Annotated in this window: 18 protein-coding genes and 1 tRNA gene; 6 read left to right on the top strand and 13 right to left on the bottom strand. The window is 39.5% G+C overall.

What is annotated here, in order from left to right:
- Nucleotides 1-96: 96 nt before the first annotated feature.
- Nucleotides 97-1245, top strand: a complete 1149-nt coding sequence (locus AC27I2_RS05690; RefSeq protein ID WP_487203693.1) for an MFS transporter — start codon at nucleotides 97-99, stop codon at nucleotides 1243-1245.
- Here the strand turns inward: AC27I2_RS05690 and AC27I2_RS05685 are convergent.
- Both AC27I2_RS05685 and AC27I2_RS05680 read right to left on the bottom strand, forming a co-directional pair.
- On the bottom strand, nucleotides 1212-1712 hold the full coding sequence (locus AC27I2_RS05685) for a prolyl-tRNA synthetase associated domain-containing protein (RefSeq protein ID WP_058403812.1): 501 nt from the start codon (nucleotides 1710-1712) through the stop codon (nucleotides 1212-1214). The genes AC27I2_RS05690 and AC27I2_RS05685 overlap by 34 nt on opposite strands.
- A gap of 2 nt (nucleotides 1713-1714) precedes the next feature.
- Nucleotides 1715-2110 carry a putative periplasmic lipoprotein gene (locus AC27I2_RS05680; protein WP_058403813.1) on the bottom strand — a complete coding sequence of 132 codons (396 nt, stop codon included), beginning with the start codon at nucleotides 2108-2110 and terminating at the stop codon, nucleotides 1715-1717.
- A 166-nt stretch (nucleotides 2111-2276) separates the two neighbouring features.
- Here AC27I2_RS05680 and AC27I2_RS05675 point away from each other — a divergent pair.
- The 4 genes from AC27I2_RS05675 to AC27I2_RS05660 all read left to right on the top strand — a co-directional run bounded on the left by AC27I2_RS05675 (nucleotide 2277) and on the right by AC27I2_RS05660 (nucleotide 8883).
- Nucleotides 2277-2352 (top strand) — tRNA-Ala (locus AC27I2_RS05675).
- Nucleotides 2353-2502: 150 nt separating this feature from the next.
- Nucleotides 2503-3765 carry an ABC transporter substrate-binding protein gene (locus tag AC27I2_RS05670; RefSeq protein ID WP_487203692.1) on the top strand — a complete coding sequence of 421 codons (1263 nt, stop codon included), beginning with the start codon at nucleotides 2503-2505 and terminating at the stop codon, nucleotides 3763-3765.
- The gene (locus AC27I2_RS05665) at nucleotides 3765-6629 is read left to right on the top strand and encodes an ATP-binding protein (RefSeq protein WP_487203691.1); all 2865 of its coding nucleotides are present in this window, start codon (nucleotides 3765-3767) and stop codon (nucleotides 6627-6629) included. The genes AC27I2_RS05670 and AC27I2_RS05665 overlap by 1 nt, the downstream gene beginning before the upstream one ends.
- A gap of 46 nt (nucleotides 6630-6675) precedes the next feature.
- Nucleotides 6676-8883 carry a two-component system response regulator gene (locus AC27I2_RS05660; protein ID WP_487203690.1) on the top strand — a complete coding sequence of 736 codons (2208 nt, stop codon included), beginning with the start codon at nucleotides 6676-6678 and terminating at the stop codon, nucleotides 8881-8883.
- 61 nt (nucleotides 8884-8944) lie between these two features.
- Here AC27I2_RS05660 and AC27I2_RS05655 read toward each other — a convergent pair whose 3' ends face one another.
- Nucleotides 8945-10192, bottom strand: a complete 1248-nt coding sequence (locus AC27I2_RS05655; RefSeq protein WP_487203689.1) for a glutamate-5-semialdehyde dehydrogenase — start codon at nucleotides 10190-10192, stop codon at nucleotides 8945-8947.
- Nucleotides 10189-11295, bottom strand: coding sequence for a glutamate 5-kinase (gene proB / locus AC27I2_RS05650; RefSeq protein ID WP_058403834.1), 1107 nt, complete (start codon nucleotides 11293-11295; stop codon nucleotides 10189-10191). The genes AC27I2_RS05655 and proB overlap by 4 nt, the downstream gene beginning before the upstream one ends.
- An 832-nt stretch (nucleotides 11296-12127) precedes the next feature.
- On the opposite strand from proB, the gene AC27I2_RS05645 reads away from it, so the two are divergent.
- A complete protein-coding gene (locus AC27I2_RS05645; protein WP_058552588.1) occupies nucleotides 12128-13975 on the top strand; it encodes a cation:proton antiporter in 1848 nt (615 codons plus the stop codon).
- Between the two features lie 96 nt (nucleotides 13976-14071).
- Here the strand turns inward: AC27I2_RS05645 and AC27I2_RS05640 are convergent, their stop codons facing one another.
- The 9 genes from AC27I2_RS05640 to AC27I2_RS05600 all read right to left on the bottom strand — a co-directional run bounded on the left by AC27I2_RS05640 (nucleotide 14072) and on the right by AC27I2_RS05600 (nucleotide 24300).
- On the bottom strand, nucleotides 14072-14710 hold the full coding sequence (locus AC27I2_RS05640) for a tetratricopeptide repeat protein (RefSeq protein WP_487203688.1): 639 nt from the start codon (nucleotides 14708-14710) through the stop codon (nucleotides 14072-14074).
- A 111-nt stretch (nucleotides 14711-14821) separates the two neighbouring features.
- Nucleotides 14822-16135: an adenylosuccinate synthase gene (locus AC27I2_RS05635; protein ID WP_008128387.1), complete on the bottom strand. Its 1314-nt coding sequence runs from the start codon at nucleotides 16133-16135 to the stop codon at nucleotides 14822-14824.
- 211 nt (nucleotides 16136-16346) lie between these two features.
- A complete protein-coding gene (hflC, locus tag AC27I2_RS05630; protein WP_058403820.1) occupies nucleotides 16347-17225 on the bottom strand; it encodes a protease modulator HflC in 879 nt (292 codons plus the stop codon).
- 14 nt (nucleotides 17226-17239) lie between these two features.
- The gene (gene hflK / locus AC27I2_RS05625) at nucleotides 17240-18400 is read right to left on the bottom strand and encodes an FtsH protease activity modulator HflK (RefSeq protein ID WP_138530678.1); all 1161 of its coding nucleotides are present in this window, start codon (nucleotides 18398-18400) and stop codon (nucleotides 17240-17242) included.
- Between the two features lie 106 nt (nucleotides 18401-18506).
- A complete protein-coding gene (hflX, locus tag AC27I2_RS05620) occupies nucleotides 18507-19790 on the bottom strand; it encodes a ribosome rescue GTPase HflX (protein WP_006791240.1) in 1284 nt (427 codons plus the stop codon).
- A gap of 15 nt (nucleotides 19791-19805) precedes the next feature.
- On the bottom strand, nucleotides 19806-20069 hold the full coding sequence (gene hfq, locus AC27I2_RS05615; protein WP_006791241.1) for an RNA chaperone Hfq: 264 nt from the start codon (nucleotides 20067-20069) through the stop codon (nucleotides 19806-19808).
- 81 nt (nucleotides 20070-20150) lie between these two features.
- The gene (gene miaA / locus AC27I2_RS05610) at nucleotides 20151-21068 is read right to left on the bottom strand and encodes a tRNA (adenosine(37)-N6)-dimethylallyltransferase MiaA (RefSeq protein ID WP_487203687.1); all 918 of its coding nucleotides are present in this window, start codon (nucleotides 21066-21068) and stop codon (nucleotides 20151-20153) included.
- Nucleotides 21069-21078: 10 nt separating this feature from the next.
- Entirely contained in the window at nucleotides 21079-22920 is a 1842-nt protein-coding gene (gene mutL, locus AC27I2_RS05605; RefSeq protein ID WP_487203686.1) for a DNA mismatch repair endonuclease MutL, read from the bottom strand.
- 36 nt (nucleotides 22921-22956) lie between these two features.
- On the bottom strand, nucleotides 22957-24300 hold the full coding sequence (locus tag AC27I2_RS05600; protein ID WP_487203685.1) for an N-acetylmuramoyl-L-alanine amidase: 1344 nt from the start codon (nucleotides 24298-24300) through the stop codon (nucleotides 22957-22959).
- Between the last annotated feature and the right edge of the window lie 23 nt (nucleotides 24301-24323).

Genomic DNA, 24323 nt, shown 5'->3' with positions numbered 1-24323 from the left:
TAGCATGATATGGGACAACAGCGTACTTTTTAATTATCAATTCTGGGGGATTTTTAATACAATAAAAAAGCCAACTAGTTACCTAAAAGCAAAATAATGCGCTTAATTCATCTACTTGCTTGCTCTGTTGTTACATTTTTCGTGCTTTACGCACCTCAGCCTCTACTCGGCTTATTTGCTAGTGAGTTTGGCGTATCGCCTGCCACAGCAGGCAGCTTAATGACGGCAACAATGCTGCCCTTAGCTATTGCACCATTAGTGTATGGCCTGTTTCTAGCCAAACAAAATCCTTTAAAAATACTTCGTATTGCAATGATAGTACTGGGCTTTAGCTGCTTAGTATTTATTTGGGTACCAAGTTTTGAGCTCTTACTATTAGTACGATTTTTACAAGGCCTTACCCTTCCTGCAGCATTAACCGCCATGACCAGCTTTATAGGAATAAGTTTCACCGCTGATACACTTCAAAAAAATATGACTCTTTATATAGGAAGCAGTATTGCAGGTGGTTATTTTGGAAGGGTACTTGCTGCGCTATTTAGCGACTTATGGCATTGGCAAAGCTTTTATTACTTAATTGCTTTTATGCTTGTTTTTTTAGCTATGCTAATTAAGCCCCATAAATTCAACAACATTGGTACTCACGCTCAAAAATCGCCTCTAGATTACATCAAACAACTTAAGGAGGGCCCTGTTTTAAAAGTTTATGGCGCTGTATTTTGTATGTTTTTTTGTTTTGCAGCCTTACTTAATTATTTGCCATTTATACTGCAAAGTACATTTTTAATTACAAACACGCGTGATATTGGTTTGGTTTACAGTGGCTACTTAATTGGAGCCTTGGCTTCTATTGCCACGCCTTGGCTATTAAAAAAAGCGCCCTCAGCTTGGCACGCATTAGGGGCGACCTTCATTTTTTACAGCCTTAGTATTGTTGTGCTCATGAGCCACCAGCTTAGCGTCTTTTTAACTGCATTCACGCTATTTTGTGCGGCTATGTTTATTATTCATTCAACCGCAGCCCCACTGGTTAATAAAATAAGTGAGGCACCACCAAGCGTGACAAATGGAGGGTATGTTTCATTTTACTACAGTGGAGGTGCCATTGGCTCGTTATTACCAGGTGTGGTATACCAAAAATACGGACAAACACCCTTTATGCTAACCCTGCTTATTATGTGTTTGTGCGGATTATTGCTTGTGATTTGGGCTCACTTTGACGGTAAAAACATAACTCGCGGTTGATGTGCTGTGTATTCAAAAAAAGCTTCTAAGTCTGGTTTGCTCAAAATCCACGTTTGTGTATTTTCAAATGGGTGGCAATGAAATAGATCTCCAAACCAAATATCTTGATCTAACCATACGGTTACCGCACTTTGTTTGTCGTTAAGTAAGGCAAGCATTGATACGCACCCTGGCGCAACTTTTAAATAGGTTGCTAAACGCTCGCTTGAAGCAAACCCTAAACGCGACAACCCTTGCTGTTTTGAAAGCGCTTTTAGATCTAACTGCTTATTGTGAGCTGTAATAACTAAAAAATGACGTTTACCTTCGTTATCACGCAAAAATAAATTTTTTAAACGTGTACCTGGACGTTCAAGCAATAATTCATCAGCTGCTAAACTAGTATGCAAAGGTGGATGTTCAATAACGTCGTAATTGATATCTAAATGCGCTAAACACGCCTCTAGCTTTGTTTTGTCAGCTAACATAGTTACAAACAACGCCCTCTTAGTTGCACACTGAGATCTCGCCATAGAACTTCTGTTATTTCATGTTTGTTAGCGCAATACTCACGCGTTTTAAGCTCTTGCTTTAATAATTCGACGGCCCTGTCTTCTAACTTAAGCTTTAACACACTCGACTCTTCAAAGTGTTCTTGCTCAATATATTCTTTAACCTCACTGCGAGAAGGCCTGTTATTGCGCCCACGATCAAGGTTAAAGTTTTCACGGTGCTTAGCTTTAACCGATACAACATAAGCAAATACATTATTCCCTTGCTCGTCTTGTTTTTCAAAAAACTGCTTAGTGTTTATTTCAAAAGGCGGCTCTTCATTTGATGCACACCCCGAAAGTAAAACTACCAGTGCAAAAAAACTTTTTTTCATTATTTTCTGTCGTTTTAATGAGTAATTAAGCCGAGTCTATCAAAAATTCATCTAAACAGTGAAAATTAGCGAAAAAATACTTGACCAAATTTATAAAAAAACTTAAAGTTCGTCCCGCTTGGAACTCAGCAGCCAAGCGTTTATGTTTTACATAAACTAGGAATGTGGGGCTATAGCTCAGCTGGGAGAGCGCCTGCCTTGCACGCAGGAGGTCAGCAGTTCGATCCTGCTTAGCTCCACCACTTTCCTACTCCTTTCTTAGATATAATCTTTACTTCGAAATACCCTAATTCATTAATTTTATTTTGTTTTTCATTTATCTCTATTAGCTTGAGTGTTTATCAATTATTAGCTATACATACTTGTATATCTATTAATGCCTTAGGTTAATCATGGACTCTCCAAAACGCTCAACACTCAAAAAACTTGCAGCTATAGGCTTAACTGCAGGAGCAATAACGCACGCTCCTTATGTATTTGCTCGTAATAAAACAACGATAAGAGTGCTAGGGACGCATGTAACATTACAAGATGCGATTCGTAAGCAAGCCATGAGTGATTTAGGCATTAATATTGAATTTACGCCCGCTGGCAGTGCCGCAGTTTTACAAAGAGCATCAATGGACCCTAGTTCATTTGATTTATACGAACAGTGGTCAAACAGTATTAATGTATTGTGGAACGCAGGCTCCATACAGCCTATAGAAAAAAAACGCCTTACCTATTTTAACGAAATAAATAGCCTCACAAAAACAGGTAAGCTGTCAGAAAACGCCAGTATTGGCGCCGGCGACGCTCCCTTTAAAATATTAAATGTACAACCTGATGGCACGCTCAGTGAGCAAGAAAGCGACTTAATAAGCTTTTTACCCTACGTGCACAATGTAGACTCCTTTGGTTATAACACTAAATTTATTAAACCCGGAATTGCCTATGAAACTGAAAGTTGGGGATGGTTACTGGATGAGCAACACAGAGGAAAAGTAGGTATTGTGAATGCGCCTACTATTGGTTTATTTGACTTAGCGCTTGCTGCTAAAGCAAAAGGGCTTGTGAAAATTAACAATATAGGGGCAATGACTCGTATTGAATTGGATAACTTATTTAAGGTACTGCTTGAGCTCAAACGCCAAGGCCACTTTAGCGGTTATTGGAACTCAGCACCTGAATCTGTTCAGTTTATGAAAGATGAACGCGTTCATATTGAAAGTATGTTTTCTCCTGCGGTATCTGCGCTAAATGGCCAAGGCATAAATGTGCGCTTTGCAGCACCTAAAGAAGGCTACAGAGGCTGGCATGGTGTAATGTGCTTGTCGTCACAAACCCATGATAGTGTAAAGGATGCATCTTACGATTATATGAATTGGTGGTTATCTGGATGGCCCGGTGCTTTTATTGCTCGTCAAGGTTATTACATAAGTAACCCACAACGCTCTAAACCACTACTTTCACAGGATGAATGGGACTATTGGTATGACGGCAAAATCGCAAACACTGATTTACTCGAAACAAATGGCAATATTGCGGTTAGAAAAGGCGAGCAAAGAAATGGCGGAAGCTATACTAAACGCTTCAGTAATGTTGCAGTATGGAATACCGTTATGCCAACCTACGACTACAGTTTACAAAAGTGGTATGAGTTGATAAGCCGATAATGCGTTCTATTAAATCAAAAATAATTGCGACCTTAGCGGTACTAGCTGGACTGCTTCTTTTACAAAGTTATTTATTTAACCACTTGCAAAAATCGTTAACCAGCCTGCAAAACATTCAAAACAATGCAGTTAGTAAAAGTGAAGCTGTCGTAAAGCTAGAAAGAGATGTCATCGCCTTACAAAGTCATGCAGTTTCATTTATTGATGACGCTAATAAAAATAATATTGCAAAGTTTAAAACATATTTAGACCAAGCAAATAGTCATTTAGGGCAATTAACATTAAACACACTAGACAAAACCCCTGAATATAAAAATATGCTTACCCGCCTCAGCGAGCACCTAAAAAACTATGAAACTACATTTGAAAAAGTAGTTATTAACAGACAAAAGCGCGAGCAAATATACTCATCTGGATTTAAACAGCCCATTGAAGAGCTACAAAAAAAGGTAATGGCACTTGAGTCACTATCAAATGAAGATAAAAAAATTCTCTACAATGATATTTTACTAACCATTAGTAACCTTAAGCATGCAGCTGTCAGCTACCTTTATAAACCTAATTTTGATGAAGCTCAAAATGTGAAGCAAAATCTAGAGTTTTTGCACACAAAAATTAACCGTATGTCGGCTATTAATGACTCCTTGCTTGATAAAACAATTAATTTAAAAAAAACACATAACCAACTAATACTTCTAACTCGCAGTTATACGTACTCTGTAAATGTAGTGCTTACAGGGATCGAAAACGAACTTTTATACCTATCTAATAAAATTAAAAGCGCTGAAGAAGAAAAGCTAAACTTGGCTAAATTACAATTTAATAGCGAATTGACAAAAAAAACTAAGCAAAGCAGCCTGTTTACCTTTTTAATTTTAATTATCCTTTTACTCCTTTGTTATTTTATTTTTACCTTTGTTATCAAGCCTATTTCACAGCTTACCCTGTTACTTAATAGTATGAATGAAGGTGAGCCGATTAAACTAAAAAATAAGCATGCAAAGCTAACCGAAATTGCATCTGTGTTAAAAGCAGCTAATACGCTTTATTTAAAAAGTGAGGAAACGAAGCAATTACTTGATGAAACACGCGCTTTAAATGTAAAAATGGCAGAAATGAATACGGACCTTACACGTGCAATAGAAGAAACAAACAGAGCAAATAAAACAAAAATAGATTTTGTAGCCAATATGAGCCATGAACTTCGCACTCCTATGAACGGAATATTGGGTATGCTTCAACTCTTACAAAGTAGTGAAATGCCCGCTAAGCAGGAGCAATATGCTAAAAAAGCATTTTCTAGTGCGCAGAGCCTGCTGCAAGTTTTAAACAATATTTTAGACTTTTCAAAACTCGATTCTGATAACGTCAAACTTGAGAAAATTCCTTTTACACTTGATACGATCGTATCTAACGTTGAAGATTTATTTTCGATTAATGCACAACAAAAAGGACTAGCATTAAATTGTGTTGTGCATGCCGACAGACATATGACTCTGTTGGGCGATCCTATACAGCTAAATCAAATAATTAATAATTGCATTGGTAATGCCATTAAGTTTACCGATAAGGGTGAGGTGTCATTAACCATAGAAGTCATTTTTCAAAAAGAAAACAAAGTACAGTTGCGCTTTAGCATTAGTGATACCGGAATTGGTATGACGCAAGCCCAATCTGATAGGGTGTTTGAATCATTTGCTCAAGGCGACTCAAGTACAACAAGAAAGTACGGAGGCACAGGGCTTGGCCTAACGATTAGCAAACAGTTAACCAAATTATTAGGTGGTGACATACAAGTAAAAAGCGAACTTGGCAAAGGAAGTGAGTTTTTATTTACTCTTCCATTCACCATTGCAGAACAGCAATTAATTAATGATACTGCTGGCAAAAATGACCCATTACCTGCAAAGGTAGCCCTGCCAAAACTAACGGATTATAAAGCACTTGTTGTGGACGATAACAAACTTAACCAAGAAATAACCTCTGCAATGCTAGGTAAATTTGACCTTAATACAACAATTGCAAACGATGGGCTAGACGCTATAGATAAAGTATCAGCTCAACACTTTGACATTGTATTTATGGATATACAAATGCCCCATATGGACGGCCTTGAAGCCACTAAACAACTAAGAGCTAAAGGTTACAATATGCCTATTATTGCTTTAAGTGCTGCTGTAGAGCCCAGAGATAAAAAAGCAGCCGCTGATGCAGGCATGGATGACTTTTTGGTTAAACCCATTGTATTTGACGCGCTTTACGAAAGCTTAGATAAACACCTAAAAAGTAGAGATAATTTGCAAACAATAAATTTAGTAAAAGCAAAGCAAAACGTTGATAACAATGAAACCTTACTCATGACATTGCTTACTCGGTTTATAGATGGTAATAATAACTTTTCAGCGAAGGCTGATTTATTAATAAACAATAATGATGTTGCTACTTTAAAGCGAACGGTGCATACACTGAAGGGGTTAGCGGGTACATTAGGGCTAGAAAAGCTGCAAAAATGTGCATTAGAGACTGAAAAAGCACTACTTGAGGAAAACTCGCTGAATATAGATTTATTAAAAGAAAATTTGGCAGCAACGCTTTTTTCTATTAAAGAATTATTAGCGACACTCAATTTGGAAAAAATAGAGCCGAAACGACACAATCTCGAAGATGAGCTGGTAGTGATAAATGAGATTCACTCACTAGCATTAGCGTCTCGTCCTATCCCAAACGACCTAAAAAGGCATTTAGAAGCGAATAGCTATGATACTGAACACGGCTTATCTAAATTAATAGAGGCGATTAATAATTTCGACTACCCGTCTGTAATTTCGATTATTGAAACATATAAAGCAGACACAAAGCATTAATGATTGAGCGATACAGAGCTTAAATACTATGTAAAAAGGATTAATAGTGCATTTAACTTATTCCACCACAAATAAAAGTGAACAAAAAGCGCAGCGACAAAAACCTTTAATTCTAATTGTTGATGACGAACCAAGTAACTTACATGTTTTGGTAGAAGGACTTTCAACCGACTACGATGTTCGAATATCGACAGGTGGGGAGCAGGCACTAACTTTTATTGAGTCTACCCGCCCAGATTTAATTTTACTCGACATAATGATGCCGGGAATGAATGGTTATGAAGTATGTAATATTTTAAAGGGCAAACCAAGCACTAAAGGGATCCCCATTATATTTGTTACCGCACTGACAGAAGAAGAGTCCGAAGAAAAAGGCTTTGCTATGGGGGCCATAGACTATATTCACAAGCCTTATAAATTAGCCTTGGTAAGAGCTCGCATTCGTACACATATAACAGCACAAGGTATGCTAGACCGATTAATAGAGAAAAACTTTGACCTACATGACAAGCTGCTTGAAATAGAATCTTTAGCGATGGAGCTCGATGTTAGAGAAAAAGAATTACAACAACTATCATCTAAACATCAACTCTTTTTTCACGCACTAACAAGTACAGCTGACGGTGTTGTGATAACCAACAGTGCAGGCAAAATAATCGCGGTTAACCCTTCATTTTGCCGCATCACGGGTTACGATGAAGCTGATTCGTTAAATATGCACATTCACGATATCAAACAAAATAATCAGCCAAATATAAACTTTGAACAAGTATGGCAACACGCAAGTGAAGCCGGCTACTGGAGTGGTGAGTTAGTTACCCGACGCAAAAGTGGTGAGTTATATCCTGAACTGCTAACGTTAAGCCTTGTAAAAAATGAACACGATACCAACGATCACTACATCGGTGTATTTAGCGATATATCAAGCCTAAAAGTGACTCAGGAGCGAATAGATTACTTAACTTGGCATGACGAATTAACCGCCCTACCTAATCGTAACAGCTTCTTAAAGCAGTTAGAACAGCAATTACAAAACTGTTCCACTGACAAAAATTTTGCCTATATTTTTATTATCGATGTAGATGGGTTTCACTCGTTTAATGATGGAATGGGCCTGCTAGCCGGTGACCATGTCCTAAAAGAACTAACGAAGCGTATCCATGAAAATACTGATAATAGTGATATTATTGCCCGCTTGGGAAGCGATGCCTTTGCAACGTTGTCAGTCCTAGATAAAGGCATTGGCAGAGCTAGGGCTCAAATTATTGCAGAGAAAAAAGCACAAGAAATTCTTACATCCGTAAGACTACCTTTTTTTGTTGATTTGCAAGAGGTTAGCCTAACAGTAAGTATTGGTATGTATATATTCCCGCAACATGGGCAATGGGAAAGCGCTATTGAGACTATCAGAAATTGTGAAGCTGCCTGCTATAAAGCAAAAGAGAAAGGGGGTAACCGAGTTACATTTTTTGACACCTCATTTGGTGAACAAGCAAAAAGACGTTTTGAAATTGAGCAAGACCTACGTAAAGCAATCGCTTATAACGAGTTATCACTTTATTTACAGTCCCAATATGATAGTAATCAAATTTTAAAAGGAGCTGAGGTTTTACTTCGTTGGAAACACACAACGAAAGGCTTTATTAGCCCCAGTGAGTTTATTTCTATTGCAGAAGAGTCTGACGTTATTTATGACTTAGACTGCTGGGTATGTGAAAATGCTTTAAAAACATTAGCTAAGATTAATCAAACGCACCCTCACTTAAGTTTATCAATAAACATAAGTGGTCGACATTTCCATGAGCCACGCTTTTTAGCCTTTTTAGTTGAACAGCTAACAATTAATAATGTTATTGCGTCGCAACTCACTATAGAGATTATTGAAGGTACGCTACTAAATAATATGGACTCTGCTATTGAAGCTGTGCATAACCTCAAAAAATTGGGTGTAAAAGTATCAATTGATGATTTTGGAACTGGCTATTCAAGCCTCACATATTTAAAGCAATTACCGATTCAAGAACTTAAAATAGACCGTTCTTTTGTGCTCGAAGCGCCAACAAATAAAAATGATAAACTAATAATAGATATGATTGTGAGTTTGGGACGTTTATTTGAATTAGACGTTGTTGCAGAGGGTGTCGAAAACCAATCGCACTTCGATTTACTACAGGAATATCCGGAGGTGATACTACAGGGTTATCATTTGCATAAACCTGAGCCAGTAAACGATTGGCTAGCTAAATTAAAATGATTTTTGTCATTAAAATAAAAAGCCGAGCTATGCTCGGCTTTTTGCTAAATTAATATAAAATTTATTCGCGAACTTGACCTTCGCCATTCACTAAATACTTTTCTGTAGTAAGTGATTCAAGTCCCATAGGACCGTACGCATGAAGCTTAGACGTTGCAATGCCAATTTCTGCGCCTAACCCCAACTGCGAACCATCAGAAAAACGAGATGATGCATTTACCATCACGACTGACGCATCTACGCTGCGTTGAAACAACTCAGCTGCGGCTTGGTTCTTAGTACAAATAACTTCTGTATGATTTGAGCCAAATTGAGCAATGTGCTCAACAGCGGCTGAAAATGTAGGCACTACGCGTATCGCAATCTCTAATTCAAGGTATTCTTCACCGAATTCATTGTCAGCCAACACCGTTGCATTATCAAAGTATTTAGCCGCAAAACTATCTGCGTTGATCTTTACACCTTCCTGACGAAGCACTACAGCACACAGGTTTAAGAATTCATCGGCGATATCTTCGTGTACAACCAAGCCTTCAAGTGCATTACATACACCCGTTCGTTGTGTTTTACCGTTAAGTAATAAATTAATCGCAACCTCTAGATCAGCATCTTTATCTACGTACAGGTGACAAACGCCCTTGTAATGCTGAATAACAGGAATCGTACTGTTCTCGGTAACAAAGTTAATCAACCCTTCACCGCCGCGAGGAATGATTAAATCGATGCTATCACGTTGTTGCATTAACTCCATAAGAAGTCCACGATCGGGATCTGGAATAACTGAGATTAATGAAACAGGTAAGTTGTGCTTTTCAAGTACAGTGTGCATTACACTTGCAATAGCTTGTGAGCTTTTAAGTGCCTCTTTACCACCGCGTAAAATAACCCCATTACCCGATTTAAAGCACAAAGCACCGGCATCTGCTGTAACATTAGGGCGTGCTTCATAAATCATACAAACAACACCTAGCGGAACGCGCATTTTACGAATTTTTATACCATTAGGTCGTTCCGTAATTTCACGAAGTTGGCCCACTGGATCATCAAGGCTCACTATTACTTCGATACCTTCAGCCATCGATTCAATGCGTTCATCGTTCAGTGTTAAACGATCAACCATTGCCGCGGGTAGATTGTTGTCGCGAGCAGCGCTTAAGTCACTTTCGTTTTCTTGAATTATAAATGCTTTTTGCTCTCTTAATGCCGCAGCCATCTCTGTTAATACTTGATTTTTTGTCTCGGTGTCGAGTAAAGCAAGTGTGTTTGCAGCTTTAGCTGCTTGACGCGAAATATCCGTAATTAAACTCATGACTTCTCCAATAATGCGATATCTTTTTCTGAAATGACAGGACCAATAGAGTCCTGCATTTTTTCACTAAATTCACTTTGTTCGTTGTCCGCAATAAAATTCAACAAACAACTACTGTAATTTGCGGTCGCTTTAGCTAAACGCGTACCATCTTCACTTCTAACCAGTATGGTGTCACCAATTGCAAACTCACCATGTACTTCAACAATTTCATCACCGCGAATAATGCCTGTTTCACCTTCAATTGACTCATCAAACGATCCATCAACCACAACTTCACCCTGCTCATTTGCAGTATGTGTCATCCAGTGCACCGAGTCTTGCATTGGTTTTTCGTATGGTGAAAATATCGTGCCTGGATTGTCGCCCGCGAGTAAGCGATTAAATGTTTCTTCTTTAAAACCATTGATAATGTACGTTGCAATACCATGCGATGTTGCCTTTTCTGCAGCTTCAATCTTAGTCTTCATTCCGCCAGTACCTACAGAGCTTGTAGCACATCCTGCCATGGCATAAATAGACTCATCAATTGATTTTATTTCAGGTAATAAAACAGCATCGTCATGAAGATTCGGATTTTTATCGTATAAACCATCAACATCTGAAAAAATAAGTAAAGCGTCTGCATCGGCAGCAGCTGCCACCATTGCTGATAAATTATCGTTATCACCCACTTTTAGATCATCAGTTGTTACTGCATCATTTTCGTTAATAATTGGCAGTACACCATGTTCAAGCAAAGTAAATACGGTTTCACGAATGCTCTGATAGCGCTCACGGTCACGCAAATCGCCATGAGTTAACAAAAGCTGGGCAGATGGAAAATCAAAGAAGCGGTCCCACATAGCAATCATTTCAGTTTGACCCGCTGCGGCCATTGCCTTTTTCAATACAACTGAACGAGGCTGGTCTGATGGAAATAGATGCGAGCCCGCTGCGACCGAACCTGATGAAACCAAAATTACTTCAATCCCGCGAGCACGACAACGAACAATAAACTGTGCGATAGTAAGTATGTAACGAGAACGACAACCGTCTTGATCTGGTGCAATTAGTGCACTACCTACTTTTAATACAATGCGTCGCCAATTTAACTTTTGCATAAGTCTTCTACTTTCCATTTTATCTGTGCTCAGTGTTAATGAGCTAAACTAAATAGCTACCCGTAAATGCAGCTTCGAATTTGTTTTTTTTAGCAACACTTTTAAACGCACACAAGAAAGCCAAAATCTAAAAGTAATGTTTTAAATTTAAGCTCAGATATAAAAAAGCAGATACCTTGCAATGAAAGTAGTGCCTATAAGAAAGTTTAAAAAGTGTTGTTTATGCATCGCTGTAAAAAGCCTTGGTGGCTTTTCTATTAACAACATACATAGAGCCTCTAAAGTCTGGTACACCAACAGATAGGGTGAAGACTATAGGACCGAGATTTAACCGCCACGATGGGGATTAAACATTGAAAGATATCAATTCAACTCAAACTTTATATAGCTGAGATAAACCGTATCAAGTAATCGAATAAATTAAATTTTAGATGTTCAAATACTCAACTAGCTTCTAAATAACGATTATACCTAGCAAATATGACCGTAACATTAACGGTAAATTTATTCCCTAAATAATTTAATTAGATACCTAATTATTCGAACTCGAAGTATAATACGCCAAATAAGGGAGTAAGATCAAGGCTAAAATTCAAACGACCACATTATAAAACATTTAAAATTAGAGATTTTTAATTTTAAAACAATGAGATAGCAACAATTATTGATAATTTATAAAATATTTAGTTACGCTAACCATAATTAATACGTACTAATATTGTATAAGCGGCTAAAATTAATTAGCAATAGTTGATTTTCCCGTGTATACCCCTTTAATAACAATTAATAACGTTATACTTTAGATAAAATCATAATAAGGAATTCTTAATCTATGTCAGCAATTTACATAGCCGGTATCGCACTTTGCTCTGTGCTTGCCCAATGGGTAGCCTGGGCATTTAGAGTACCCGCTATTCTTTTTTTATTGCTTACTGGCTTGTTACTTGGGCCATTTAGTGGTGTTTTAGACCCGGATGCACTTTTAGGCGACTTACTTTTTCCAGTCGTGTCATTGAGTGTGGCTGTTATTTTATTTGAAGGTGCTCTTACTCTTCACTTTAGAGAGCTAAAAGGGATTGGTAAAGTAGTCAGAAATCTTTGCTCCATTGGTATGATTGCAACCTGTGTTGTTATTAGCCTAAGTGCTTATTGGTTACTTGAGCTCAATTGGCGAGTTGCTGCGGTGCTCGGCGCTGTTTTGGTTGTAACGGGCCCTACAGTAATAGCACCGTTATTAAATTCCATGCGCCCTACTCAAGACATAGACCGCATTTTACGCTGGGAAGGAATTGTTATTGACCCTATCGGGGCATTATTTGCTGTACTGGTTTTTGAAGCTGTCATGCTTGTTGGGCAAGGTGAAGTATTAAGCCATACTGTTATCGCCTTAGTTAAAACAGTAGGTGTTGGCTTAACAATAGGTGTTGTAGCTGGCTGGGTGACAACCCAATTAATGCGCCGTGAGTGGCTACCGTTTGAATTACATAAATTTGGTATTTTAGCGCTGGTATTAATCAGTTTTTCTGTGTCAAATTACTTAAGCCACGAGTCAGGTTTACTGGCAGTTACTGTGTTTGGCATTTGGCTTGCTAATCAAGACGACTTAGAAATAGATTCTGTTTTAGAGTTTAAAGAAGACTTGTCGATGATACTTATCTCAACATTGTTTATCTTACTCGCAGCCCGTCTACAGCTTTCCGATTTAATGATGTTAGACAGTGATGTATTTATATTTTTAGCAATTGTGTTATTCGTAGCACGCCCTTTATGTATTGCTATCTCAACGTTTGGCACAGACCTTCCAATTAAGTCTCGCTTAGTGCTCGCCTGGATTGCACCAAGGGGTATTGTAGCCGCAGCAGTTGGCTCGGTGTTTGCGCTTAGTATGATGGAAGCAGGTGTGGCCGATGCAGAAAAAATAGTCCCGCTTATATTTACCGTTATTATTATCACTGTGGTACTACAAAGCCTAACAGCTATACCTGTGGCTAAGCTACTCGGTGTGCGCCAACCATCGCCTAATACTATATTAATCATTGGGGCTAACCATGTGTCACGTGCAATAGGACGTGGTTTGAAAGAGCAAAATATTCCTGTACACCTTTCAGACCCAGCCTGGGAGAACTGCAAAATGGCGCGCATGGATGGCTTACCTTGCTATTACGGTAACCCACAATCAGAGCACGCTGAACGATACTTACCGCTCACCACTATTCGAAGTGTTTTAGCGCTTTCACCAAACCGTCACCATAATGCGTTAGGTGTACAATACTTTTCTCATTTACTCAATGAAAAAAACGTGTTTTCGCTACGCTCATCGACAACACATGCTAAAGCCAACAAAGACAGTGCAACTTTTTTATCGCGTCAAATTTTATTTGGTGATGAAGGCTCATATGCTCGTTTAAGCAGCGTGATTGCTAAAGGCGGAAAAGTGAGCGCTACCCGTATTTCAGATGAGTTTAGTTGGGAGCAATACCAAGAAATGAACCCTGAGGCTATTCCTTTGTTTATTCTTAAAGGGGATAAAGACAGCGATGACGATACACCAGCTAAAGTAACACCATTTACAATTAACATGGAAAAACCACCACAAGAAGGTGAGCGAATTGTTGCATTGCAACCACCAAAAATGTCTTTGTTAAAAGATCCGCAGCCTAAAGACAAAGAACAAAGTTAAATAAAGTAATGTCCACAAAAAAAGCCCTAATTATGTTAGGGCTTTTTTTTGTTAAATTTACAGTAAGGCTTAATTAAGGTTTACTGTAGATTGCTATTACATAGGTAACCGCGCACGCTCTACGACACTATTTGGCATTTTTTGAGCCAGCTTTGTTAAGGCGCTTTCAATTTTCTTATGCGTTGCTTTATCTGCCACCATAGAATTAAATAACCAGCGGTACGCATCTTCAAAATCGCGTGGACTACCATAGCCATCATTAAACAACTTCACTAATCGTAACTGCGCTTTTAAATTACCTTGCGCTGAAGCCTCGCGTAAATAGGTAATTGCCATTGCTTTATCTTGCTGCACTAACCTTCCAGTATCGTAATAGCGACCTAACTGCTCAAGCGCTGCCGCTAAACCTTGCTCAGCAGACTTTCTCATATAATACACACCTAGCTCTACGTTTCGCTCAACACACACATTATAAGCAAGCATATCGCCATATAAAAACTGATACGAAGGCAATGCCATTTTATTGGCTCGCGCTTCAATATCTTGAACTAGCTGGCAATCATCTGCCTTTACTCGCTGCAAATGTGCATTTTGATTTATAAGCGCAATAAGCTCTGATTCAGTGTATAACGGCACTGCGGCAGGCGATTCATCCGCTAACGTATTGGAAGATATAAATAAAGATACTGACACTAACGATACAGCTAATACTGAATTTCTTAAAAATAGACGCATATTCACCACGTGCAAAAATAATCTTACCAAATAATATACAAAGATCGTTCCAAGGTGAATTTTAGACACAAAAAAAGCTGCATTAAGCAGCTTTTTTTACATTTTAGGTTATTACGCAAATGGGTTGCGAAGTACCATAGTTTCTACACGATCTGGACCGGTAGAAATAATATCAATTGGAACACCTGTGATTTCTTCAATACGTTTGATGTAATCAATTGCAGCTTTTGGTAAGCCTTCAAGTGAAGTTACACCTACGGTATTCTCAGACCAACCTGGCATTTCTTCATATACTGGTGTTACTTTCTCGTAACCTTCAGCAGCTAATGGTGTTACGTTTGTAACCGTACCATCTTCAAGCTGGTAGCCAGTACAGATTTTAAGTGTTTCTAAGCCATCTAAAACATCAAGCTTAGTTAAACAAAAACCCGAAATACTATTGATTTGAACCGCACGACGCATTGCTACAGCATCTAACCAACCAGTACGACGAAGACGACCTGTTGTTGCGCCAAACTCATGGCCTTTATCACCTAAGTGCTTACCAACCGGATCTTGCTTATCAAGACCATCGTAAAGCTCTGTAGGGAAAGGACCTGAACCAACACGTGTTGTGTATGCTTTAATAATACCTAACACGTAATCAAGGTTTAATGGACCAAAACCAGCACCAGTAGCAACGCCACCAGCTGTCGTGTTTGAAGATGTTACGTAAGGGTAAGTACCATGATCAATATCAAGTAATGTACCTTGCGCACCTTCAAATAAAATGTGCTCACCTGCTAAACGTGTTTGGTCTAAAAGCTCAGTTACATCAACAACCATTGCTTTTAAGATATCTGCAACAGCCATTGCATCATCAAACGTTTTTTGGAAATCTACAGCATCTACTTTGTAGTAATTAACTAATGTGAAGTTATGGTATTCAAGTACTTCTTTTAGTTTAGCTGCAAATAATTCTGGATTAAATAAGTCGCCTACGCGTAAACCACGACGTGCTACTTTATCTTCGTACGCAGGACCGATACCACGCCCAGTTGTACCAATTGGCTTATCGCCACGAGCAGTTTCACGGGCTACATCTAATGCTACATGGAAAGGTAAAATTAGCGGACATGCTTCACTTATTAAAAGACGCTCGCGTACTGGAACGCCACGTTCTTCAAGCATGCCAATTTCTTTCATTAGCGCTTCTGGTGATAAAACAACACCATTACCAATCACACATTTAACATTGTCACGTAATACACCCGATGGAATAAGGTGTAGAACCGTCTTTTTACCTTCGATAACTAAAGTATGACCTGCATTGTGGCCACCTTGATAACGAACTACTAAAGATGCTTTGTCCGTAAGGAGGTCAACTACCTTACCCTTACCTTCGTCACCCCATTGGGTGCCTAATACAACAACGTTTTTACCCATTGTAAATTCACTTAGAGAAAATTAGGACGAGATTTTACCAGAAAACCCAAGTAAAGATCACCCCTGTTCAGCTTATTTTTTCTGCGAAGAATTATTAAATTAAAATATGAGTAAATAACCACATATATAACAGTGATTTAAAGTTCTAGATTGTATTTAACAAAAAGCCCCGCATGTGCGGGGCTTTATAATTTAAAAGTAAAAATATAGTCTACTGCGCTTTAGCGCCTTTCATATACTGGAAGAAGTCACTGTCTGGTGAAAGCACCATAACGTCTTGCTTACCTTTAAATGTTTTCTTATACGCTTCTAAAGAACGTACAAAGCTAAAAAACTCTGGGTCTTTGTTATACGCATTTGCATAAATAGCCGCGGCATCTGCATCACCTTGACCACGCACTGAACGAGAATTACGCTCAGCGTCTGCAAGCATAACCGTTACTCGGCGGTCAACACTTGCACGAATAGTCTCTGCTTTTTCCTGACCTTCAGAGCGGTGTTCTTTAGCAACAGCAGTACGCTCAGCACGCATACGTTGATAAATTGAACTACTTACTTCTTGAGGTAAATTAATTTGCTTAACACGTACATCAAGCACCTCAATACCTAACTCGCGAGCACTCTCAGATGCTTGAACTAATGCCTCTTCCATAAGCTCACTTCGCTCACCCGATACAATTTCACGAATTGTACGTGTACCAAAGTTAGTACGAAGGCCATTATTAACCTTTTGCTCAAGTAGCGTTTCAGCATATTGCTTATCGCCACGGGCACGCAGGTAAAAAGCACTAAAGTCATTAACGCGCCATTTAACAAACGAATCAACAATTAAGTCTTTTTTCTCACTCGTAACAAAGCGATCCGGCGTACCATCTAGCGTTTGTATACGCGCATCAATACGACGTACTTGGCTAAAAAATGGGACTTTCAAATGCAAGCCCGGGCCATAAACAACCGCTTGATCATCGTTATCTTTTTGTACTTTACTAAACAATAGCACAATTGCTTTTTGCCCTTCAGGTACAACAAATACCGACGAGAAAGACATCACAATGGCAACTAGTAATATTACTAAACTAAAATTTTTCATTATGCTTATCTCCCCTAGTTAAAGCGATCGTTGTTAAAGCGGTCATTGCTGCTATTAACGGTGCTATTACGAGATGTATTTACTTTGTTTCTTAAGTCTTGAATGTCACTTGAGCTTGGTAGTGCAACACGTGTTGCTGTGCCTTGCTTTTCCATGATTTTATCAAGAGGTAAGTACATCATGTTATTACCACCCTTCACATCAACTAACACCTTTGAACTACTGCCTAACACTTCTTCCATTGCATCAATGTATAAGCGTTCGCGGGTTACTTCTTTAGCCGCTAGATACTCCGGTAATAGTTTCTCAAAACGAGCAACCTCACCTTGTGCTTCTAATGTAATGCGCTCTTGGTAACCTTCAGCTTCTTGCGTCATACGTGTTACTTGACCACGTGCACGCGGTTCAATTTCACGCGCATATGCTTCTGCTTCACGGATGAAACGTTCTTCATCTTCTTGTGCTGCAATCGCATCATCAAACGCATCTTTAACTTCAGTTGGTGGACGAGAATCTTTAAAGTTAACATCAGTAACAATTAAACCAAGATTGTATGGTTCGATTACCTTGTTAAGCTCATCCCATGTATTTTGACGCACCACTTCACGGCCGTTGGTTAAAACTTGGTCCATTTTTGCATGACCAACAACATAACGCAGTGCACTATCTAACGCTTCTTCTAAGCTGCTATCAGCATTCGTTACGCTAAACTTGTAAAGGTATGGGTCAATAACACGGTATTGCACCTGAAACTCAACGCTTACCACGTTTTCATCTTCAGTAAGCATAAAACCAGACGCCGACAGTGAACGAACGGCTTCAATATCAACTGGGATAACCGTTTCAATAAATGTCATTTTCCAACGCAGGCCTGGTTCAGCAATTCGGTCATACTTACCAAATTGTAAAACAACACCACGTTCGGCTTCTTTAACCGTGTAAATACCACTTAACGCCCACACAATAGCAGCGATAATGAGGATAAATGAAATACCGGCTCCGCCAAGTCCGCCACCGCTTCCATTGCCGGATTTTTTACCGCCAAATAAGCCGCCGAACTTGTTACTAAACTTGCGGAACACCTCGTCTAAATCAGGTGGGCCTTGATCACGTCCGCCTTTATTGTTCCACGGATCTTTGTCATTGCCATTATTACCCGGTTCATTCCAGGCCATAGCTATACTCCATTGTTATCTAAATAAATTAGGAAATTGTGTTAAATCTATCAAATCTACCGCGTTTCTCATACAAAAACCGACATTTAAACGTCAATTTTTAGTCTTAGTTGATAAAACCAACAATTTCAGGACCAAATTCTTTAATTAAGCGATTCCATTCAACCATTGGCATCCTAACATCTAGCAGCCAATTACCTTGTTCATCAAATCGCTCTTCATGCACCGCATTTAAGCTAAACAGTGAAGCCCTTAAACGCCCGTATAAAGGGGTTAATAAAAGCGTTTCACTAAACATTTTTTTAGCAAGTAACTCACTAATGGCTTCGCTTAGTAATTCACACCCTTCACCTGTTTGTGCAGACAACCATACTCTTATAGGTTGGCCTTCACTATCTCGATCAATACGCGGAGCAACATTATCAAGCGCATCAATTTTATTATAAATCAATAGCTGCGGGACGTCATCGGCTTCAATCTCTTTAAGCACCGATTGCACTTGCTCAATATTTTCTTTAATTCGCGAATCAGCAGCATCTATTACATGTAGCTGTAAATCGGCTTCACGTGTTTCGGTTAATGTAGCTTTAAATGCAGCCACTAAATCATGAGGTAAATGACGAATAAAGCCCACAGTATCAGCTAAAATCACTTGGCCAACATCACCCAACTCAAGTTTACGTAAAGTTGGATCAAGCGTCGCGAAAAGCTGGTCGGCAGCATATACCTCAGAGTCTGTTATACGATTAAATAATGTAGATTTGCCCGCATTGGTGTAACCAACTAACGATACCGTTGGAATTTCATTACGATTACGCGCACGTCTGCCTTGCTCACGTTGAACAGCCACTTTTTGTAATCGCGCTCGAATACTTTGAATACGTACACGTAATAAACGTCTATCTGTTTCTAGTTGAGTTTCACCTGGTCCACGTAAACCAATACCGCCCTTTTGACGTTCAAGGTGGGTCCAACCTCGGATCAGCCGAGTAGACATGTGACGAAGTTGTGCCAATTCAACCTGCAGTTTACCCTCATGGGTACGTGCACGCTGAGCAAAAATATCAAGAATAAGGGTCGTTCTATCAAGCACACGACACTGACAAACACGCTCTAAATTGCGTTCTTGTGACGGTCTGAGTTGATGATTAAAAATAACGACATCTGCATTGTGGATTTTGACAATCTCAGCTATTTCTTCTGCTTTACCGGTACCGACGAATAGTTTCGGATGTGGTGCTTGACGGCTGCCTTGCACAACCGCCAAACTACTAACACCAGCAGAAGATACCAACATTTCTAATTCATGAAGATCTTCACGATCCCCTTCTTTAGGTAAGTCGATATGAACTAAAATTGCCTGTTCGCCGGATTCATAGCGGTCAAACAAGCATTACGCTCCTAATTAAAAGTTTCCAGCTTCTGGTTCTTCAGTGTCATCGCTCCCTTGAACACCTTGGAAGTTGACTGCGCGAGCAGGTACAACTGTTGAAATTGCGTGTTTGTAAACCATTTGGTTTACCGTATTTTCAAGTAAAATAACAAATTGATCAAATGACTGGATTTTACCTTGTAATTTTATGCCATTAACCAAAAAGATTGATACCGGAATGCGCTCACGACGTAGTGCATTCAAAAATGGGTCTTGTAACGATTGGCCTTTTGCCATGTTATTCTTCCTTCGTTCTAGGTGTTATTATAATTAAGTGGCTGAACTCATTTAATAAAGCTAAATCATATCCAACTACTACTAGCTTAGCGAACTTACTACATGATGCAAGTTTTCTTCATCGTCGGTTGTTAACCATGTAACATCAGGCCAACTTCTCAACCAGGTCAATTGACGCTTAGCCAATTGCCGAGTTGCTGCAATACCTCGAAATACCATTTCATCATGACTTACTTCACCCGCAAGGTAATCCCACATCTGTCTATAGCCCACACAACGAATAGAAGGCATATTGTGGTGTAAATCTTTACGTAGATATAAGGCCGAAACTTCATTTTCAAACCCCTGATCTATCATTATTTTAAACCTTTCTTCAATTCGCTGGTGTAATTCACTTCGCTCTTGCGGCGCAATGGCAAATTGATGAAAAGTATACGGTAAAGGCGGCTGCTTTTGCTTTTGCAGTTCAGTCATTGTTTTACCGGTTAATCGATATACCTCTAGCGCACGGTTAATTCTTTGCGAGTCGTTTTCACTCATTTTTTGTGCCGCTTGTGGATCTATCTTTACTAGTTCTTGGTACAAATGTGGCCAGCCAAACTCACTAGCCTCTGACTCAAGTTGAGCCCTGATAGCCGGGTTTGCCTCAGGTAAAGGCGATAAACCATCTATAAGTGCTTTGAAGTACAACATTGTACCTCCAACTAATACAGGTACTTTACCTTGTTGATGAAATTCATCAATTTTTTTTATAGCATCGCGTCTAAAATCTGCAACAGAATACGTTTCACTCGGGTCAAGCAGATCAATAAGATGATGTGGGGCGCGAGCTAATTCTTCTGCGTCAGGTTTTGCGGTGCCAATATCCATACCTTTATACACTAATGCTGAATCGACGCTGATTATCTCTGTATTTAAGTGTTCACACAAAGAAATAGCCAATGCTGTTTTACCTGCAGCAGTGGGACCCATTAAAAATATAACTGGTAATTGACTCAACACGAACACCCTAATTTAATTGCGCTAAATACTGACTTAGCTCTATTTTAACTGCTTTTTCACGCAAGCGTTCAATAGTTTGCGGATTATTTTGTAAGCGCATTTGTTGAGTTATAAATACATTGCTTGCATAAAAGCGCGGCGGTATACATTCAGCCTGCCATTTTAACCAGCTCTCTATGTTTTCAAGCGATTTTTTACATGCACTGAGCAGTTCGTCAACGGCATTACTTACATCAAGTAAATACAAGCATGAAGGCAACTTTTTAACCATAACAAATTGCTTTTCAATTACTAATTCAAAGCCTAACAGCGTGAACCACGATTGCTGTGCTTCTATTAGTAAACAATCCTCTTTTGATAAATTAACCCGTACAGGCAATAACAATGCTTTACCTTCAAGGCTCCCCAGCTCCTTAATTTGTTCATGCCAATCATCAACCAAGACGTATTTAAAATGTGAGCAATAAAGTTGCTGCTGGGCACCAAAAACGCAATTTCCATCATTCAGGCTAATAATAGACACCCTATTCATAGTACTTTGCTTAGGTGCTAATGAATCTTGCTGAGTGGTTTGCGCCACCGCATCAAAGTGTGCTGCGTGTTGTTCACTCACTCCCTGATAAAACGCATTCACGTCTTGATGGTTTGCACTGGATGGAGCCCTGTACTCACCACCACTATTTTTAGCCCCAGGAGCACCTGATGAGCCCGAACTAGCTGAGTAACTTGGTTGTAACTGAGACTTAGGATAGTCGAAATTGCCTCTGGCTTCGTCTTTAAATGTTGACGAATGCACAGCATGAATAAAGGGAGGAAAATGCTCATCCGTTGTCATTACTGCTTCATTGTTAAACTCACCTTGTAATGGCACTACAACTTGCTTAATAGCTTGCAATATAAAGTCGTGAACTAAACGGCCTTGGTGAAAGCGTACCTCGTGTTTTGCTGGGTGCACATTTACATCAACTTGGCGTGGGTCAATATCAATATAAATCACAAACCCAGGCAACTCTTGTACCCCACTCACTTCTTCAAACGCCTGACGAATAGCGTGTAATATTAGCTTATCGCGCATCATACGGTTATTTACGTACGTGTACTGCGTCGTATTAGCTGAGCCAACCGGTAAAACCCAGCCATGCAGTTGTAAACCAGCTTCTCCAGATTGGATATGGAGTCCTTGCTCTGCAAACGCTTTACCTGCAACTTGTGCAACACGCGTTATTGCTTGAGCGGGATCTGTTTTTGCACGGTATTGCCTAACTACTTTTTCGTTATGGGTCAACGTAATCGATACATCAAACCGGCTCAGCGCTATGCGCTTAATAAGCTCATCTATATGGGTAAACTCTGTTTTTTCGGTACGTAAAAATTTACGCCGTGCAGGGGTATTAAAAAATAAATCTTTCACCTCAATCGTAGTGCCATCGGGGTGAGCAATCGGCTTAACTTGCACAGCCATATCACGACCCTCTGCAAATGCTTGCCACGCAGCGTCTTGAGTTTTAGGTTTGGAGCTGAGTGTTAATCGCGATACTGAGCTAATTGAGGCCAACGCCTCGCCTCTAAAGCCAAGTGAGCAAATGTTTTCTAAATCATCAAGTGATTTTAGCTTGCTTGTTGCATGACGGGAAAGCGCCAGTGTGAGTTCTTCTTTACCTATGCCAGAGCCATTATCACGTATACGAATTAGCTTATGACCACCACGCTCTATATCAATTTGAATACGCGTTGCACCTGCATCAAGGCTATTTTCAACAAGCTCTTTTACTACCGACGCTGGGCGCTCAACCACTTCACCTGCGGCAATTTGGTTGGCTAAACGAGCGGGTAGTATTTCAATATTCATGATATTTCCTAGCAAACTGCATGCTGATTTATGTGATTAACTTTGCGGTATGTCGAGCTCTTGACCAATAAAAAGCGTGTTTGAGCTCAGCTTATTTACTTTTTTTATTTTACTAATGCTCACCCCATAGCGATTTGCCAACATGCTTAAAGACTCACCCGGACGTACTTTATGTTTGGTGGGGTATTGCGATTTTAGTTTTGCAAACAACGAATCATCCGGTGGATTTTTCAAATAGTAATTTTTAATGGACGTGAATATCGCTTTTGCTAACCGCTCTTGATGATTTGGGCTTTTTAGTAATTTTTCTTCTCGAGGGTTAGATATGAACCCAGTTTCGACCAAAATAGACGGAATGTCAGGCGACTTAAGTACAGACAAACTAGCATGCTGCGGGTCTTTTTTATGAAGTTTAGCAACTTTACGAAGTTCTTTAACCACTTCTTCGGCAACGTTTAAGCCGGTTTTCATTGAATGATCCATCGACATATCAAGCAATGCTTGCGCTAAGTATTTTTCGTTAGCGGCATCTTTGATTACATCAGCCGCACCACCCAGTAACTCAGAGTGTTTTTCCTTATCCTCTATCCATTTGGCCGTTTCAGAGTTGGCTCTACGCAGTGATAAAACCCAAACGGATGCACCATTAGGGCCTGGGCTTGTAAATGCATCAGCATGAATAGATACAAAAAAATCTGCTTTTTTCTGACGAGCTCGATGTGTACGTGTATTAAGTTTTACAAAGTAATCGCCGCTTCGTACCATTCGCGAAATCATGCCTTGTTCCGCGTCGATCATTCGCTCAAGGCGTTTAGCAATTTGCAATGTAATCGTCTTTTCATACGTACCAGATGGCCCTATTGAGCCAGGATCTTCACCGCCATGCCCTGCATCAATAGCAATTACAATATCTCGCTCTTGGCTAAGTTGGCGTTTTTTAGCAGCTTTTTGTGCAGGTGAAGGAACCACCTTAGGTTCACTCTTATTATACAAATCTACCACAAGCCTATTTTTGTAAGGCCCTGTAGGCGCAAGTGCAAAGAGTACCGGTTTTACAGGCTCGCTTAGTTCAAACACTAAGCGAACACTTTGTTTATTTTTAGGCTTTGAGTAACGTAATTTGCTAACAATCTGGTGCTTAGGTGGTACACCCGGTAGTATTTTAAGCTCTTTGGTATTTTCTAAATCGACCACTAATCGGCTTGGGTTTTTAAGCATAAAGTAACTAAAATCAGGTTTATCGTCTAAATCAAAGACGACGCGTGTACTATCAGGAGATGGCCAAACACGTACACTATTTATTGTGTTTTGTGCCCACAAAGAAAAGCTCATGGTAAAAACCATGAGGTAAACTAATCGTTTAATTACACCTCGATTCATTTGATAATTACTGCCTTCACTAT

This window comes from Pseudoalteromonas sp. NH0006-46, from assembly GCF_057547735.1.
Note: the sequence above shows the minus strand (reverse complement) of the source record. Positions and strands in the feature narration are given on the sequence as shown.

Bases quoted from the DNA above. Each gene is read 5' to 3' on its own strand.
- AC27I2_RS05690 (WP_487203693.1), top strand. From the start codon at position 97: ATGCGCTTAATTCATCTACTTGCTTGCTCTGTTGTTACATTTTTCGTG.
- AC27I2_RS05685 (WP_058403812.1), bottom strand. From the start codon at position 1,712: ATGTTAGCTGACAAAACAAAGCTAGAGGCGTGTTTAGCGCATTTAGAT.
- AC27I2_RS05680 (WP_058403813.1), bottom strand. From the start codon at position 2,110: ATGAAAAAAAGTTTTTTTGCACTGGTAGTTTTACTTTCGGGGTGTGCA.
- AC27I2_RS05670 (WP_487203692.1), top strand. From the start codon at position 2,503: ATGGACTCTCCAAAACGCTCAACACTCAAAAAACTTGCAGCTATAGGC.
- AC27I2_RS05665 (WP_487203691.1), top strand. From the start codon at position 3,765: ATGCGTTCTATTAAATCAAAAATAATTGCGACCTTAGCGGTACTAGCT.
- AC27I2_RS05655 (WP_487203689.1), bottom strand. From the start codon at position 10,192: ATGAGTTTAATTACGGATATTTCGCGTCAAGCAGCTAAAGCTGCAAAC.
- proB (WP_058403834.1), bottom strand. From the start codon at position 11,295: ATGCAAAAGTTAAATTGGCGACGCATTGTATTAAAAGTAGGTAGTGCA.
- AC27I2_RS05645 (WP_058552588.1), top strand. From the start codon at position 12,128: ATGTCAGCAATTTACATAGCCGGTATCGCACTTTGCTCTGTGCTTGCC.
- AC27I2_RS05640 (WP_487203688.1), bottom strand. From the start codon at position 14,710: ATGCGTCTATTTTTAAGAAATTCAGTATTAGCTGTATCGTTAGTGTCA.
- AC27I2_RS05635 (WP_008128387.1), bottom strand. From the start codon at position 16,135: ATGGGTAAAAACGTTGTTGTATTAGGCACCCAATGGGGTGACGAAGGT.
- hflC (WP_058403820.1), bottom strand. From the start codon at position 17,225: ATGAAAAATTTTAGTTTAGTAATATTACTAGTTGCCATTGTGATGTCT.
- hflK (WP_138530678.1), bottom strand. From the start codon at position 18,400: ATGGCCTGGAATGAACCGGGTAATAATGGCAATGACAAAGATCCGTGG.
- hfq (WP_006791241.1), bottom strand. From the start codon at position 20,069: ATGGCAAAAGGCCAATCGTTACAAGACCCATTTTTGAATGCACTACGT.
- mutL (WP_487203686.1), bottom strand. From the start codon at position 22,920: ATGAATATTGAAATACTACCCGCTCGTTTAGCCAACCAAATTGCCGCA.
- AC27I2_RS05600 (WP_487203685.1), bottom strand. From the start codon at position 24,300: ATGAATCGAGGTGTAATTAAACGATTAGTTTACCTCATGGTTTTTACC.